This window comes from Nocardia sp. CC201C (assembly GCF_030010695.1).
Lineage (GTDB): Bacteria > Actinomycetota > Actinomycetes > Mycobacteriales > Mycobacteriaceae > Nocardia > Nocardia otitidiscaviarum.
This window is the reverse complement of sequence record NZ_JASCXP010000164.1, coordinates 1-14,718: the sequence shown is the minus strand read 5'-3', so window position 1 is coordinate 14,718 and position 14,718 is coordinate 1. Positions and strand designations below refer to the sequence as shown.

Sequence of the window (14,718 nt, the reverse complement as noted above, 5' to 3'; positions counted from 1 at the left end):
CTACACCGTCTAATTCGTCGGCAGCGTCAGTTGTGTTTTTTTTTTATTGATTCGGCGTACACCGAGATCTACACCCAGCACGACCTCGTCACCGCCCTCGGCCGCCTGCACCACTCCCCCGCCGCGCCGACCATCGAGGAGCTCTTCGACAACACCGTCTACTCCTATCTCCGAACCCGATGCGCCACGGAACTGAGCCATCTCACACGAGAATTCCCCGTCAGCCGAGCCACCGAGTGCCTCTACGACTGCGAATCCCGGACCCGAGCGATCGGCATCGCGCACGCCGACCTGTCCCTGCCCGAAGTCCGCGACCGACTCGCCCATATCGGCCATGACCCGACCGAGGACGACGACAACCGGCGAGCAGCCGCAGCCCGCATCAACCGTTGACCGACCCCGCACTGCACTCCAGCCACCGGTCAATGCGCGGCGGGCCAGGTGGTGGTGAGCCAGTAGCCGTAACCGCGTTCTGCCCCCTGCTGGGCCAACACATCGAGGGCGACGAGGATTCGAGGAGTGACGTACCTGGTCCAGGCGAAAACGGCGAGCAGAAGCACTGCCAGGACGGGCAAAGTGCGGCCACTGCTGGACGGCCCCTCGGGGACAACGATGATGTCGTAGATCACGCAGAAAGCGCTGATGACAGGAAGAAACCAGGACATCGCGAGTCCGGCGCGCCGACGGGTACGTTCGCCGACGATCAGACGGTGCCAGTGGACGGCCTCATCCGCGGTGGCCAGAGTGGGCAGTTGCCGAGCGCGCAAGGCGCCGTAGAACTGTCGCATCCGCGCGCGACCACCATAGCGTCCGCGCTCCAACACGATGCCCAATACGGCACCCGGTAGACAACCCACCGCCAGAGCAGCGCCGAACTCGTTGAATCCGGTCAGTGCCGCGAATCCCAACAGCACCGCACACACCACCGGAACGAGCACCCGCAGCGGGGCGAATCGCAGTTCCCACAGCCGCTCACGGCCGCCTCGCACCGTCTTCACTCCCATCACCGCGGCTCCCGAGCCACGATGTCGGTGCGCCGCCATGCCCGCACCACGCCGGGCCAGGCGAGAAACCACATGATCGCCACAAATGCGACACCACCCGGCATCGACCACGAGTACCGGCCGGAGACCAGGTCGACGGTCAGCGAAATCGCGCCGCCCACGGTGACCAGCAGGAGATACAGCGTGAAGCCGCGCAGCCGAGTGGCCCTGGTCAGCAGGGAGAACACTCGTCCGCGCACAGTGGCCGAGGAGCAGTCCGTGGGTTCACTCATACGCACCGAGTATGTCACGGCAAATTCTCAGCAACACCCCCGGCCTGCATGTACCGGTTCGCGGGCAGTGATCGATCCCAACCGTAATGTCATCGATCCGACAGGTGCCGCTGCCCGCGCGGCGCGAGGTCATCCGCAATGAGGTCCCATTCGGCACCGAACTTCCGGACAAGGATGTCGGCGAGATAGGAAACCAGATCCGTGCGCAGTGTGACCCAATCACTGCGCTCGAACTCTTCGAACGGCAAATCGTCTACGTACGTTTGCCACGCGCCAAACGCCGTCACGGGATCACGAACATAATCATCAGCGTCCGCACCCAAGATGTCACTCATCTCCGCTGCATTGGCCAGACAGTCCGAACTCCACTGCGAAAGCCCCTGCCGGGCTTGCTCGATCACTTCCGAGACTTCTGGAGACTTACTCACAGCTGTTCTCTCCCAAACCAATACGCACCGTACCCCTCCGGCCAACCTGCCGTGAAGCGGGTGAGCGACTGCGCTCAGTGAAAGAATTCACGCAGGACAGCCGCAACCGACGTGAAATCGTCGGGATTGTGGGTCTGCCTGGCCAACGACCTGAATCGTGAATCCGGCAATACCGCATCGAGTTTCTCCATGCTTTCCGGCCCATACCGATCGCTGGCGGCGCTGCCAGCAGCAGGGCGGGAATGCCCGTCGCGGACCAGCGGTTCAGGTCCGGATCCATCGCGCTGAGGCATTCCAGGTCAGCGATCAGTCCAGGCGCTCGGTCGGCCATGGCCGCTCCCAGCGAACGCAGGATGCCCTCGGGAACTGGTGAATCGAGTACGGCCCGGAAGAATTCGACCACCGAGTCGACGGGATGGTCGGCGACGAGCTCGCGGGCTCGCTCCAGTGTCGGCCGGAGCGGACCACCCGCCAATGCCAGGGGCGCCTCGTACAGCGCGAAGCGCCGAATGCTCGAAACGCCCGCAGCCACCAGCGGCTCCAATACAACCAGGCCACCGGCTGAATGTCCGAAGACGAAGCTCACATCGTCCTGGCGTTCGAGCACAGCGGCGAGATCCTCGACCTGCCGGGCGAAGATGCGTGGTTGTGTACCGCTTCCGCTCGGTGTGTAGCCCCGTCGACAGACGACTACGACTCGATAGTCGGTGGCCAGCAGCTCGGCCATCGGATAGTAGGTCTCCACCGTGACCGGCGCACCGTGCATGACTACCAGCGGCGGCCCGTCACCGAGAGCCTGGAAGACGATACGAGTGCCGTCGGCCGAGATAACACTGTCAGGTGTAGACCACATGAAGTATTCTCGCATTTCCGTCAGTCGCCTCGCCCCCAAAGCTCGTGCGCTGCTTCACCCCTCGGCGAAATGAAGACGGTAGACGTGCGGGTTTACCACTGGTCCCAGAGCACGTATGTCGTGTGATCGGCAGTTACAGAGGTTCTGTCGGCTTCAAGTCGGCTCGGCGGTTGGTCTTCGGCCCCGCCGCGCCTGCCGGTGCGGTCCGCGCGGGTCAGGCAACAGAACGTGTTTCGCCGTCAACCACCACGCACCCTCAGGGTGGGTACGAATCGATCTCGGCAGTCCAATCGTCCGCCGCCGCCGACACGGACACCGCGTCGACCCGGCACGAAATAACAAATGGATTGCCCGCACGGGTATGCCGTCGCCACGGCGGCGAGAGCTCCAGATCCAGACCGATACTCGGATTGATCGAACTCGTCTCGGCCGTGACGTAGGAGAAGGTCAAGTGCGGTGCAGTGAAACTCAGTCGCACACTCGAGTGCTCGTTGTCAGCAGACAACTCCCCCGCATGGTGAAGCCACTGCGCCAACGCGACGCCGTCCTCCGGGGTCAACGCCTGGCACCGGAAAGGACCCTGTTCCCTGAGGGCAGTACGCAGTCCCGGTGACGGCCAGCCAGCTCCTCCGCTGTTGCGGTTCGACCGCATCCGGGAATTGGTAACCCACCACGCCCAGTTCCACCCCGTACCCGTCGCTGCCGATCAACCTCATCTGTCCAGCATTCCACTGCGCCCGGTCCGCGATTCGCGCCCCCGTCGCGACGCAAAAGTCGTGCCCAGGCCACCCTGCAAGCAGCATATCCGTGCGTCCATTGGGCAGGGCCACGGCGGCGCGGACGAATCCGCGACCTGCCGCATTCCGATTCGTGGTTCGCAACCCACTCCCAGACGCAGGATTCCGCTGCGAGCGCAAACCTCGATCAATTGCGGCGACACACCGAAGCCGACCGTCAGCCGTGATGTCTCCGTCTCGCAGCGGGCTTTGATCTGTAGGCGTGGATATACCCCGCACGGAATGGGTTTCCGCGCGGGCCCCTATCACATTGTCGGTCTGCTCCGGTCCCGCGACATCGGCGGTCCTCTCGCCCTAACCGTGAGGTCGACCGTGCCCCTCGCTCTGGTCGTGATACCGGCTGCGGCGGGCCGGGTCGGGGTCAGGCGACTGGGGCTTACGACCGTAATGGTGGGGCTTGTCGCCGTGCCAGGGGTTATTGCCGCAGGGGCGGCGGTGGTAGCCCAGCGTCTTGTTTGACGCGCAGTCGGTGGATGGCGGGGCCGAGGAGTTCGTCGCCGTGGTGGCGGTGGTTGACCCGCCGCCCCCGTGCCGGGTCGTGGTGGGCGGGGGGCCGCCACCCGGTACGACCCGGATACCGGGTGTGCGTGTCGAGGCGTTCGGTGGCCCATCCGGTGGGGTCGTCGGCGTCCTCGGCGACCTGGGCGTGGTGCCGGTCGCAGACCAGGGTGAGGTTGTCGATATCGGTGCCGCCGTGGTGTGCCCACGGGATCAGATGGTGCACCGCGCACATCGTCGCGGGCACGTCACAACCAGGGAAGGTACAGCCGCGGTCGCGGGCCACACACGCCAGCCGCTGCCAGCGGGAGGCGAGGCGTTGTCCGCGTCCGAGGTAGAGGGGGACGCCGTCGCGGCCGAAGAGCAACAGCCACGGGTAGCGGCCTTCGGCCAGCCGCAACGCGGCCGGGATCGACATGGTCGTGCCCGCGGCGGTGACCGCGTGCCCGGTGCCGCGTTCGAGGTCCTCAGGCGCATGGTGAGCACGACCGAGACGGGCATGCCGCGGTGGCTGCCGAGGGTTTTCGCGCCCCCGGTCGCGGTCAGGAACGCGGTGAGGGCGTCATGGTTGCGTTGGGCCACCGTGCGGGTGTCGCGTCCGGCAGCGGCCTCGAGGTGTTTCGGGTCGATGGCGCGGGCACCCAGGGTGGGGCTGTCGGGGTCGGTGGGGTTGCACATGCCCGGTCGCGCGCCCTTGGCCAGCACCGCGTCCAGCAGCGCCCGCAACTGGGGGGTGAGCAGCCCGGTGATCTCGGTCATGCCGTCGATGCGTTGACGTCCCACCGTGATCCCCCGGACGCGGGCACGGTCACGATCGTCGGTCAGGGTGCCGTCGGGGTCGAGGTGGGCCAGGATCGATTCCCCGACCGTCACGATCGCGTCCGGTGTCAGCTCGCACGCGTGCCGGGCCAACAGCTGTTCGGCCTCTACCCGTAATTCGGTCGGTACGGCGGCGGGGATGCGGTCCATGACCGTCATGATGCGCCGCGCGTGTTCGACCGACAGCAGCCCGGCCGCTTGGTGGGCGGCGGTGTGCGGGTATTCCGGTTCCCGGTCTTCGCCGTGCACGAAATGGAACACGCCGAGTTTCTCCGCCGCGCGGCGTCGTGTTCCGGCCTCGGCCATCGAGATCCGCAGGGTTTCACTCAAATATTTGGCCAGGCTCTTGCATCCGGCGCGTTCGGGCAGGTGCCGGTCACTGGTCTCGATGACCAGGCGATGCGACACCGCACCCAGTCGGGCGCGGACGGCTTCGACGCGTCGCATCAGTTCCACGAAGTCGGTGTCGGTGTAGCGGGTGAGGTCTTCGTCGAGCAGGGCGGTGGTCGCGGTCGTCAATTCCTCCACGACCGCGAATACCTCACCCGCCCGGCTCGTATTCATGCCGTAATTCTATCGGGAAAAGGGTTGCGGCAGAATGAGAAAACCAATTCACGCACCCCTTCCAGCAAGCCGGATTTGTCCTTCTCTCGTCATCTGCCGTTCAAAGTCCGTTGAGAAACCTCGGCAAAGGTCACCCCCATGGCCCTACACACCGGCTTCACTCGACGCACCCTTTTGCGCACCTCCGCCTTCGGCTTGGTGGCCGCTCCCGCGCTGATCTCCTGCTCCACTGACGGCCCGGCCGTCGTCCGCCAGCGCCCCACGCTCACGCACGGGGTCGCGGTCGGCGATCCGCGCCCGGACGGTGCCCTCATCTGGGCACGCTCCGATGCCCCGGCCAAGCTCATCGTCGAAACCGCCGGTACCGAATCCTTCAACGACCCACGGCGTTTCGAGGGCCCGCTGCTGACACCGGAGACGGACGGCACCGGGCGGCTCCGGATCGCCGGGTTGCAGCCGGGTCAGCAGGTGCACTACCGGGTCACCCTGGAGGCCGCGGACGGTGCGACGTCCGAGCCGATCACGGGCGTCTTCCGCACCGTTCCCAGCGCGCCGTCGGATATCAAGATCCTCTGGTCCGGCGATGTGGCAGGTCAGGGGTACGGCAGCAATCCGGATCTCGGTGGCATGCAGGTCTTCTCCACCATGGCCGCTCGCGACCCGCACCTGTTCCTGCACTCCGGTGACTCCATCTACGCCGACGGTCCGCTCCAGGAGTCGGTCACCCTGCCGGACGGCCGAGTCTGGCGCAACACCGTCACCGAGGCGAAATCGGCTGTGGCGCAGACTCTCGAACAATTCCGGGGCAACTACGCCTACAACCTGTCCGACGAGAACTACCGGCGGTTCAACGGCTCGGTCGCGCAGCTGGTGCAGTGGGACGACCACGAGACCGTGAACAACTGGTCGCCGGGTGGGACGGTCGCCGCCGCCAAGGGCTACTCGGAACGGAATATGGACACCCTCGCCACCCGCTCGTGGCAGGCGTTCCACGAATGGATGCCGGTGGATCCCCGGGAGGCCGTGGACGGTCGACTGTTCCGCAAGGTTTCCTACGGGCCGCTGCTGGACGTGTTCGTGCTCGATATGCGCACCTACAAGGATCCCAATACCGAGAACACCGGGGCCGACGGCCGGATTCTCGGACCGGCCCAAACCCGGTGGCTCATGGACGGTCTGCGTGATTCCACGGCCACCTGGAAGATCGTCGCCAACGATTTGCCGCTGGGGCTGGTGGTCAAGGACGGTGAGCAGAAGGACCGGACCGCTTTCGAAGGGGTGGCCAACAACGATCCGGGCGCGCCCTCGGGACGGGAGGCCGAGATCGCGCGAGTGCTGTCCTCGATCAAGACGAACCGGGTGACCGGGGTGGTCTGGTTGACGGCCGACGTGCACTACACCGCCGCCCACCACTACTCTCCGAGCCGGGCCGCCTTCACCGATTTCGACGAGTTCTGGGAGTTCGTGTCCGGCCCGCTCAATGCCGGTGCGTTCGGACCCAACGACCTGGATGGCACCTTCGGGCCGGAGGCGGTATTCGTGCACGCCCCGGCCACGCCGAACACCTCTCCGCTGGACGGTGAGTTCCAGCATTTCGGCGAGGTGCTCATCGACGGGCGCAGCCGGGAGTTGACGGTGAATCTGTGCGACGCGAGCGGGAAGATCCTGTTCACTCAGCGCTTGTCTCCCGCTGGCTGATCGGCCATCGGGACAGGGGCGCGCAACCTCCGGTTTTGTGGTTAGCTGTAGCGCCATGAGCACGTCCGCACCCACCATCGGAGATGAGTTCCTGCCCCGTGACACCGCGGATGTGGTTCGCACGGTTCGGGATTCGCGCCTGTCGACGAAACCGCTGATCATCCGGGGTGGCGAGCGGGCCGAGGACGAGCTGGCGGTGCCGGAGCAGGGTGCGGTGCTGTCCATGCGGAAGATGAACCGGGTGCAGGTGGTCGACGCCGATGCCCGCACGGTGCGGGTGCAGGCGGGGGCGCGGCTGGCCGAGATCGACCGCACGCTGGGTGCGCACGGGCTGGGCCTGCCGATCGTGGGCGACCACCGCGAGATCACCGCGGGCGGATTCGCGGCGGTCGGCGGGCTCAGTTCCGCCTCCCACCGGTTCGGCATGTTCAGCGACAATGTGGTGGAACTCGAATACGTCGATCAGGACGGACGATTCGGCACCTGCGGGCGCAGCCACAATACCGAGCGGTTCCGGCGCATCCTCGGCGGCGGCGGACGCACCGGCATCATCACCGCGCTCACCCTCGACGTGCGCACGGTGGACAAGGACCGCACCTGGCTCACCACCGACGCACACCGCTTCCTGGATTTCGACACCTTCGTCGACCAGTCGGTGCAGGAGATCACCCGACCCGGTGACGCGGTACTCCAGGTGGGCCGGTGGGTCGACACCGCGCCGCTGCGGGTGTCGCGACCGGTCGGCACCGGACAGGTCAAACTGGGCACCATGCGGTTCGGGCAGTGGTCGAGCCTGCACCCGACCACGCCGACCGGTTCGCTGCGCGCCCGGCGCGAGGTCGGCGCGCGGGCCCGAAAGTCGCTGGGCGCCATCGCCTCCTCGGCGGGCGGCCGCGCGGGTATGCCGGTGCGCTATGCCGCGGCCGGTGCGCTCATGTTCGCTCCGAAGGTGCTGACGCTGCGGGACGCGGAGTTTCTGGCCGATACCGTCATCAGTTCCTCCGAACGCGGTCCGGCGTACCGCATCTCGCTGTTCGCCCCCATGTCCACCTACGCACGGGTCTTCCACGGCCTGCACGACCTGTTCTCCGACCTGCGCGAACGCACCGGCTGCTTCACCGTCATCTCGGCCATGACCTACGGTGTGCGATCCCCCTACCTGCGCGAACTCGACGGCGAGGACCACGGTTTCATCACCTTCACCTGTCGGCTGCGGCCTGCCGCGCTGCCCTCGGAGATGCTGCGCGACATCGTGTCCGGAATCGACGAGATCTGTGTCGCCGAACGCGCCCGGCGGTATGACCCGACCGACTAGACTGTGTTCCGCCGCACACTCCTGGCAATCAGTCAGCGGCGATGTGCGGCCGGTATCGGCACTGTCGGCGGGGTGCTGATGCATGGTTCGGCTCGTTCCCACACGAAGGTTGCCTGTTCCATGATCGAATTCCGCCATGATCGCCGTCGGCCCGCCGCCGAATCCATCGCGGGCAAACGAATCGTCATCACCGATGCCTGTTCCGATATCGGCCGCGCCACCGCCCGGCTGCTAGCCCTCCAGGGCGCGGAGGTGCTGCTGGTGGCACGCCGCGGCGATCTCCTGATCTCCGATACCAATACCATTGTCCAAGCGGGCGGTTCGGCCCGCTGGCACCGCTGCGACATCTCCGCCCTCGGCGATGTGGATCAACTCGTCGAATGGGCGATCGCCGAATTCGAGCGCATCGACGTGCTGGTCAACAATGCGGGCCGCCCGCTGCGCCGCCCGGTGCTGCAATCGCTGGACAAGTTCCGCGACTATCAGCGCATGATGGCCGCCAACTACTTCGGCCCGCTCCGGCTCACCCTCGGCCTGATCCCGGCCATGCTGGCCAGCGGATCCGGGCATGTGGTCAATGTGGGGCCGTGGAGCCTGTCCACCGGAGCCGCACCGAACTTCGCCTCCTACGCCAGCGCTCAGGCCGCCTGGACCACCTTCGGCGACTGTGCGGACGCGGAACTGTCGCCGCGCGGCATCCACGTCACCTCGGTGCAGTATCCGGCCTTCAAGGCCGACGCCGAATCGCCGGACTACTACGCCGAGCATCCGGTCTCGGTGCCCGCCGAGGCGGCCCGCTGGATCGAGCACGCCATCCGCACGCGGCCCAGCCGGGTGGAGCCCCGCTTCTCCCGCACCCTGCGCGGGCTCGCGGGCGTCGCGCCCCGCTCCACCAGCCGCCTCATGCACGCCTTCGGCATGTAGCGCCTCGACAGGTAGCAGCGCGGCATACAGCGCTTTCGGCAATTGCGCGGATGAGGGGAAGGCGGGGTGCCCGCCGCCGAGCACCCCGCCTCTCACACTCACGCGAATTGCGCTCCGGTGACCGGCATTCCGACATTCCGGATGGGTCCGTCGATACAGGTGGTCACCGAGCCACCCGCCTTCTCGATCGGGCCGGTCGTGATCACCACCGTGCCCCCGGCGCCCGGCCCCTCCACGATCTGGAGCGTATTGGTCGCGGGCGCACCGTAGCCGTTCAGCGCGAACGGCCCGACAATGCGACTGACCTCACCATTGGCCCAGTTGAAGGTGGCGTCGAGCTTCCCGTTGACGCCCAGGCAGCTGGCCTCGCCGACGAAATCGGTGGACCAGCCACCCTCCTCGGTCGGGGTGCCGACGCAGGTGTGCAGATCGCCGTCCAGCCGCGCCGTCACCTGCGTGGGCTCCAGACCGATGGGAGTGTCGGACATGAACTGCACATGCCCGCCCGCACAGCCCCCGGAGATCGCGGTCGCCGCGGCCGGACCCGCCGTGACGGCGGCACCCGCGGTCGTGAACAGCACACAAAGGGCTGGCACCGCCAGCGTGGAAATACGAAGCTTCATCCCGCCCTTTCCTCGTGATCGTTCGAAATGACAGCCGACCGTAGCGCAACCATGCGCGGCGACGAGCCGAAATGCGATGAACCCGCGCGGCCGCCGAGCGACGCACCCGAGTGGACCCCGGCGGCGACTCGGACCGCGATGGTTGCCAGTGCTCACGACTCCGAGCTACATTAGTCGAGTGCCTAAGTTAGTCGAACGAGCAAATTCTAATCGGGGTCGGCAACGACGCGAGGAACTCATCGAAGCGGGGGTGGCGCTGCTCATCGAGGGCGGCTGGGCGGCCGTCACGACGCGAGCACTGGCCGCGCGCAGTGGAGCCAATGCCGGGCTCATCCACTATCACTTCGGCGGCCTGCCCGGCCTGCACCTGGCCATCGCCGAACGCGCGGGTGAGCGAGCCCTCGCCCCCGTTGTCGACGCGCTGCTGGGCGCATCGGACGCACACTCGGCGATAGCCGCGATGCGGTCGACGATCTCGCGGGTGGCCACCGACGACCAGATGGTCCGGCTGGCAGTCGAATTGGTGTCGGGGACACGGCAGGACCCCGCACTCGGCGTGGCCTTGCGGGAGAGTCTGCGTGAGGCACGCGAGCGGATCGCGGAGTGGCTCGGCGACCTGAATCCGGAGTGGACACCCGCGCAGCGGAGCGGAGCCGCCGTCCTCGTCGCGGCCCTCCTGGACGGCCTGCTCCTGCATCGCGAACTCGACGACGAGCTGCCGATCGATCCCGCGCTGGCCGTCCTCGGCACCCTCCTGGGCGACGAGTCATGCGGATCCTGATCCCCGGCGGCGGAATCGCCGGACTTACCCTCGCGTACTGGTTGCATCATTACGGCCATGAACCGGTCGTGGTCGAGCGCGCACCGCGTGGCCGGTACGGCGGCTATGGCATCGACTTCTTCGGCACCGGATACGACATCGCCGCCCGGATGGGCCTGACCGACCGGCTCGCCGCGCGGCAGCTGCCCACCGAAGACATCCGCACCGTCGACACCCGGGGTAGGCCACACGCACGGCTGGAACGACGCGTGCTGGAGAAGGTGATCGGCGGCCCCTATCTCGCCCTGATGCACGCCAGGCTGGAGGAGGCGCTCGCCGATGCCGTACGGAATAGGGTCGAGGTCCGCCACGAGCAGCGGGTCACGACCGTGCGGCAACGACCGGACGGTGTCGACGTCGCCTTCGCCGACGGCACCGAGGACAGCTTCGATCTGCTCATCGGTGCGGACGGCGTGCACTCGGCGACCCGCGAGCTCGTCTTCGGCCCCGAGCCCGGCTTCGCCCGGCACCTCGGCTACACCATGGCCTGCTACCCCGTGGCCGACACCTACGATCTCGGGCCGCGGCGCGTCCACTACAGCGAGCCCGGGCGACAGACGGTGCTCTATCCCACCGACACTCCCGGCGAACTGATCGCGCTCTTCCTTTATCGCACACAACGATTCGTTCCACCGCGGGCCGAGCGACCCGCGGCACTGCGCGCGGCGTTCGACGGGATGGGTTGGATCACCCCGCGCCTGCTCGCGGCGGCCCCGGCCGACGACCTCTTCATGGACAGCTTGACCCAGATCCGGATGCCGAGCTGGCACCGCGGCCGCGTCGCCCTGATCGGCGACGCCGCCGCGGCCATGACGCTGACCTCCGCGCAGGGGGCGTCCATGGCCATGGCCGGTGGCTATCTCCTCGCCGAGGCGCTGCACCGGCATTCGGAGCACGTGGCCGCCTTCCACGCCTACGAGGCGCGACTGCGCGCCGCCGTAGATCAGCGCCAGGACCGCGCCCGCGCCATCGCGCGCTCCCTCGTCCCCGCGACACGCACCGGCATCGCCGTTCAGACACTGGTCTCCAGCGTCGTCATGCGGGACGCCTTCGTCGGCCTGCTGCGCCGCGGATACGGCGACACCACCAGCGTGCTGGCCGAGACCTGAGTCCCATCAGCACGTATCGACATCGCCCGACACCAGACCGACCTACACCAGATCGACCTACACCGGAAAGGCAATCTCTTGAGAGACGACCGGAAACTGGTCCTCGTCGCCGGAGCGACCGGCTATTTGGGCCGCCACATCGTCGCGCGACTGCACGACCAGGGGTATCGGGTCCGCGCGGTGGTCCGCGACAAGCAGCGGGCGCTGGCCCCCGGCGCGCACGGTGCGCCCGGCCTCAACGACCTGGTCGACGAGTGGATCGTCGCCGACGGCGGCTCCCACCTCGACGCATCGGTCGTGGCCGACGTGGACCATGTCGTGTCGGCGCTCGGCGTCACCCGGCAGCGGGCGGACCCGTGGGACGTCGACTTCCTGCTGAACCTGCGCTATCTGGAATTGGCGGAACAGCACGGCGCCGCCTCGTTCCTCTACGTCGGAGTCATGAACGTCGACACCGGCACCTCGGCGCTCACCCGCGCGAAGCACGCGTTCACGGCGGCGCTGAGCCGATCTCGGGTGAGTCCGCAGATCGTCAATCCGTCGGGCTACTTCTCCGACCTCACGGAAATCTACGATCTCGCCCGGCGCGGCGTGGTGTTCGGACTGGGTGACGGGAGTGTGCGACTGTCCCCCATCCACGGCGCCGACCTCGCGGACTTCTGCGTCTCCGTGCTCCCGGAGGGCGCGGGCACGTGGGAGATCGGCGGACCCGAGGTGCTGAGCTACCGGGAGATCGTACGCCTGGCGTTCGACGCGGCCGGGCGGCGCGAGCGGTATCTCCGGGTGCCCGGCGCGTTGACATCGACCGCGGTATGGCTCGCCGACCGCACCAGCCCACGCGCCGCCACCCTCATGCGGTTCTTCCTGGACGGCATGCGAACCGACTCCGTCGGAACGACTTACGGAACGCGCACCCTCGGCGACTACTACGCGTCACTGGCTCGATAGCCCGAACCGCGGCACGTCACCGGACAGCAGAACGCCCCGCCCGGAATCCGGGCGGGGCGCTTGGTGTGCTCGGGTCAGTGCTTCTCGGGGCCGAGGTGGTACTCGAACACCAGACCGCCCGCGGCGATCAGGATCAGCACCACGCCGACGCCGATCAGCCAGAACTGGAAGAACGCGAAGCCCAGCGCGGCGACCGAGCCGGCCGCGGCCAGCAGGATGGGCCAGAACGAACCGGGCGAGAAGAAGCCCAGATCGCCCGCGCCGTCCGCGATCTCGGCGTCCTCGAAGTCCTCGGGGCGCAGGTCGAGACGTCGCGCCACGAAGCGGAAGTAGGTGCCGACGATCAGCGACAGGCCCGCCGACAGCACGATGGCGGTGGTGCCCGCCCATTCGACGCCGGTGCGCGACTGGGCGGTGAAGTAGCCGTACACGATCGCCACGAGCACGAAGAAGATCGTGATCAGTTCGAAGATGCGAGCTTCGACCTTCATGTCAGTTCAGTCCTCACTTGGCGGCTTCCGTAAGGCCCTCACCACGGGCCGTACGTTCGGTGTCGAAGGGCTTGGTGGTCACGGCGACCGGCGACTCACCGATGGCGGCCAATGCCTCGGCATTGGTCTTACCGGACTCGCGCTCCTTCAGGTACTGCTCGAACTTCTCCGGCGTCACCGCGCGGACCTCGAAGTTCATCATGGAGTGGAAGGTGCCGCACATTTCCGCGCAGCGGCCGACGAACGCGCCTTCCTTTTCGATCTTGGTGATCTGGAAGGTGTTGTCCGAGTGGTTTTCCTTCGGGTTCGGCATGACGTCGCGCTTGAACAGGAACTCCGGCACCCAGAAGGCGTGGATGACGTCCGCGGCCGCCAGCTCGAACTCGATGACCTTGCCGGTCGGCAGGACCAGCACCGGGATCTCCTCCGAGGTGCCGATGGTCTCGATCTTGTCGTAGTTCAGGTAGGAGATGTCATTGGCCGGCAGACCGTTGTTCGGGCACGGCTGCGGGTGGCCCTCGTCGTTCTTGCGCTCCAGGCACTCTTCCCGGATCTGGGTGTTCATCTCCTCGCGCTCGGCGTCGACGCCGTCGTACTGGAGGCCACCGTCCTTGAAGTCGACCTTCTGGTAGCCGAACTTCCAGTTCCACTGGAAGGCGGTCACGTCGACCACCACATCCGGGTTGTCGACCTTCTCGTGCACGTAGTTCTGCACGACCACGGTGAAGTAGAACAGCACCGCGATGATCACGAACGGGATCGCCGTGTAGGTCAGCTCCAGCGGCACGTTGTAGCCGGTCTGGCGCGGGAACTCCGGCGAGTTCTTCTTCTTGCGGTGGAAGATGACGGTCCAGAAGGTCAGACCCCAGACCAGCACGCCCATCGCCAGCGCGGCGAGCACGGACCAGGTCCACAGCTCCCGCATCTTGGTGGCCTGCGGCGTGACACCCGAGGGCCAGCCGAACCGAAGCCACGGGTTATCGATCGAGCAGCCGGAGACGAGCATCGCGGTCATCCCCATGGACACCGCCAGCCCGGCCCGCCGAAGGATACGGCCCCGCCGACCCTGGGCGGGTCGTGCCCCTATCGCCTCGCTCGCCTTGTGCGCCACGCTCAACGCCTTCCTGGTCGTCTATTCGACACGGCGCCGCCCGGACTCCCTTCCGCCGGACGGCACATATTCAGCACGTTTGGGAAATTCTCAGGGTCGGGCGCACAACGCGCCACCGACTCCGGGAGTTCCCGAATACTACGCAGCGTAGACCAAACCACCGCCCTGGATGTGATCGGGTCGCCCACGACACGCCCCGCCACACCCCCTGCGCCCCAACTCCCCTGGTCCCCGCAGCACGACAACCCTGCTCCCGACCGATAACCCCACCCCGAACCACCACGCCCCCAGACCCGACCGATAACCCCAGCCCAAGACACACCACCCCTGCCCGAGCCGCAAGCACCCCACCCCGAGCTGAGACACCCCCAGCCACCCCACCCCAAGGCACAACACGCCCGCCCCAAGGCACAACACCCCTGGTTCGCGGCGCGTCCCCGGTCT

General features: G+C 67.1%; 17 protein-coding genes. 7 read left to right on the top strand and 10 right to left on the bottom strand.

The window, feature by feature from the left end:
* A partial coding sequence (locus QK444_RS18390; RefSeq protein ID WP_282781931.1) for a hypothetical protein occupies positions 1–393 on the top strand: 393 nt, incomplete at its 5' end.
* Between the two features lie 29 nt (positions 394–422).
* Here QK444_RS18390 and QK444_RS18385 read toward each other — a convergent pair.
* From QK444_RS18385 to QK444_RS18355, 7 genes are all read right to left on the bottom strand, one after another.
* Positions 423–998 (bottom strand): hypothetical protein, encoded by a 576-nt coding sequence (locus QK444_RS18385; protein ID WP_282781929.1) that lies wholly within the window; start codon positions 996–998, stop codon positions 423–425.
* 5 nt (positions 999–1,003) lie between these two features.
* Entirely contained in the window at positions 1,004–1,276 is a 273-nt protein-coding gene (locus tag QK444_RS18380) for a hypothetical protein (RefSeq protein ID WP_282781926.1), read from the bottom strand.
* Positions 1,277–1,365: 89 nt separating this feature from the next.
* Complete coding sequence (locus QK444_RS18375; protein WP_282781924.1) at positions 1,366–1,704, bottom strand: hypothetical protein; 339 nt, start codon at positions 1,702–1,704, stop codon at positions 1,366–1,368.
* Entirely contained in the window at positions 1,697–2,572 is an 876-nt protein-coding gene (locus QK444_RS18370) for an alpha/beta hydrolase (RefSeq protein WP_282781923.1), read from the bottom strand. Before QK444_RS18370 ends, QK444_RS18375 begins: the two co-directional genes overlap by 8 nt.
* Positions 2,573–2,813: 241 nt before the next feature.
* On the bottom strand, positions 2,814–3,116 hold the full coding sequence (locus QK444_RS18365) for a hypothetical protein (protein ID WP_282781921.1): 303 nt from the start codon (positions 3,114–3,116) through the stop codon (positions 2,814–2,816).
* 653 nt (positions 3,117–3,769) lie between these two features.
* Positions 3,770–4,078: an HNH endonuclease signature motif containing protein gene (locus QK444_RS18360; protein WP_282781919.1), complete on the bottom strand. Its 309-nt coding sequence runs from the start codon at positions 4,076–4,078 to the stop codon at positions 3,770–3,772.
* The gene (locus QK444_RS18355; RefSeq protein WP_282781917.1) at positions 4,066–5,235 is read right to left on the bottom strand and encodes a DUF222 domain-containing protein; all 1,170 of its coding nucleotides are present in this window, start codon (positions 5,233–5,235) and stop codon (positions 4,066–4,068) included. The genes QK444_RS18360 and QK444_RS18355 overlap by 13 nt, the downstream gene beginning before the upstream one ends.
* Before the next feature lie 138 nt (positions 5,236–5,373).
* Here QK444_RS18355 and QK444_RS18350 point away from each other — a divergent pair, with 138 nt between their 5' ends.
* The 3 genes from QK444_RS18350 to QK444_RS18340 all read left to right on the top strand — a co-directional run bounded on the left by QK444_RS18350 (position 5,374) and on the right by QK444_RS18340 (position 9,172).
* Entirely contained in the window at positions 5,374–6,933 is a 1,560-nt protein-coding gene (locus QK444_RS18350; RefSeq protein WP_282781916.1) for an alkaline phosphatase D family protein, read from the top strand.
* A 55-nt stretch (positions 6,934–6,988) separates the two neighbouring features.
* Positions 6,989–8,248: an FAD-binding oxidoreductase gene (locus QK444_RS18345; protein ID WP_282781914.1), complete on the top strand. Its 1,260-nt coding sequence runs from the start codon at positions 6,989–6,991 to the stop codon at positions 8,246–8,248.
* 120 nt (positions 8,249–8,368) lie between these two features.
* Positions 8,369–9,172, top strand: coding sequence for an SDR family NAD(P)-dependent oxidoreductase (locus QK444_RS18340; RefSeq protein ID WP_282781913.1), 804 nt, complete (start codon positions 8,369–8,371; stop codon positions 9,170–9,172).
* A gap of 98 nt (positions 9,173–9,270) precedes the next feature.
* Here QK444_RS18340 and QK444_RS18335 read toward each other — a convergent pair whose 3' ends face one another.
* Positions 9,271–9,795 (bottom strand): hypothetical protein, encoded by a 525-nt coding sequence (locus tag QK444_RS18335; protein WP_282781911.1) that lies wholly within the window; start codon positions 9,793–9,795, stop codon positions 9,271–9,273.
* A 178-nt stretch (positions 9,796–9,973) separates the two neighbouring features.
* On the opposite strand from QK444_RS18335, the gene QK444_RS18330 reads away from it, so the two are divergent.
* The 3 genes from QK444_RS18330 to QK444_RS18320 all read left to right on the top strand — a co-directional run bounded on the left by QK444_RS18330 (position 9,974) and on the right by QK444_RS18320 (position 12,672).
* Positions 9,974–10,576, top strand: coding sequence for a TetR family transcriptional regulator (locus tag QK444_RS18330; RefSeq protein ID WP_282781909.1), 603 nt, complete (start codon positions 9,974–9,976; stop codon positions 10,574–10,576).
* Positions 10,564–11,724, top strand: coding sequence for an FAD-dependent monooxygenase (locus QK444_RS18325; protein WP_282781907.1), 1,161 nt, complete (start codon positions 10,564–10,566; stop codon positions 11,722–11,724). Before QK444_RS18330 ends, QK444_RS18325 begins: the two co-directional genes overlap by 13 nt.
* 78 nt (positions 11,725–11,802) lie before the next feature.
* On the top strand, positions 11,803–12,672 hold the full coding sequence (locus QK444_RS18320) for an NAD(P)H-binding protein (protein WP_282781905.1): 870 nt from the start codon (positions 11,803–11,805) through the stop codon (positions 12,670–12,672).
* A gap of 74 nt (positions 12,673–12,746) precedes the next feature.
* On the opposite strand, the gene QK444_RS18315 is transcribed toward QK444_RS18320, so the two are convergent.
* Positions 12,747–13,163, bottom strand: a complete 417-nt coding sequence (locus QK444_RS18315) for a cytochrome c oxidase subunit 4 (protein ID WP_029929418.1) — start codon at positions 13,161–13,163, stop codon at positions 12,747–12,749.
* 13 nt (positions 13,164–13,176) lie between these two features.
* Positions 13,177–14,184 carry a cytochrome c oxidase subunit II gene (locus QK444_RS18310; RefSeq protein ID WP_051037085.1) on the bottom strand — a complete coding sequence of 336 codons (1,008 nt, stop codon included), beginning with the start codon at positions 14,182–14,184 and terminating at the stop codon, positions 13,177–13,179.
* Positions 14,185–14,718: the final 534 nt, after the last annotated feature.

What these genes read in the sequence shown, in the direction of transcription:
- QK444_RS18380 (WP_282781926.1), bottom strand. Translation starts at nt 1,276, where the DNA reads ATGAGTGAACCCACGGACTGCTCCTCGGCCACTGTGCGCGGACGAGTG.
- QK444_RS18370 (WP_282781923.1), bottom strand. Translation starts at nt 2,572, where the DNA reads ATGCGAGAATACTTCATGTGGTCTACACCTGACAGTGTTATCTCGGCC.
- QK444_RS18355 (WP_282781917.1), bottom strand. Translation starts at nt 5,235, where the DNA reads ATGAATACGAGCCGGGCGGGTGAGGTATTCGCGGTCGTGGAGGAATTG.
- QK444_RS18350 (WP_282781916.1), top strand. Translation starts at nt 5,374, where the DNA reads ATGGCCCTACACACCGGCTTCACTCGACGCACCCTTTTGCGCACCTCC.
- QK444_RS18345 (WP_282781914.1), top strand. Translation starts at nt 6,989, where the DNA reads ATGAGCACGTCCGCACCCACCATCGGAGATGAGTTCCTGCCCCGTGAC.
- QK444_RS18340 (WP_282781913.1), top strand. Translation starts at nt 8,369, where the DNA reads ATGATCGAATTCCGCCATGATCGCCGTCGGCCCGCCGCCGAATCCATC.
- QK444_RS18335 (WP_282781911.1), bottom strand. Translation starts at nt 9,795, where the DNA reads ATGAAGCTTCGTATTTCCACGCTGGCGGTGCCAGCCCTTTGTGTGCTG.
- QK444_RS18325 (WP_282781907.1), top strand. Translation starts at nt 10,564, where the DNA reads ATGCGGATCCTGATCCCCGGCGGCGGAATCGCCGGACTTACCCTCGCG.
- QK444_RS18315 (WP_029929418.1), bottom strand. Translation starts at nt 13,163, where the DNA reads ATGAAGGTCGAAGCTCGCATCTTCGAACTGATCACGATCTTCTTCGTG.
- QK444_RS18310 (WP_051037085.1), bottom strand. Translation starts at nt 14,184, where the DNA reads ATGGGGATGACCGCGATGCTCGTCTCCGGCTGCTCGATCGATAACCCG.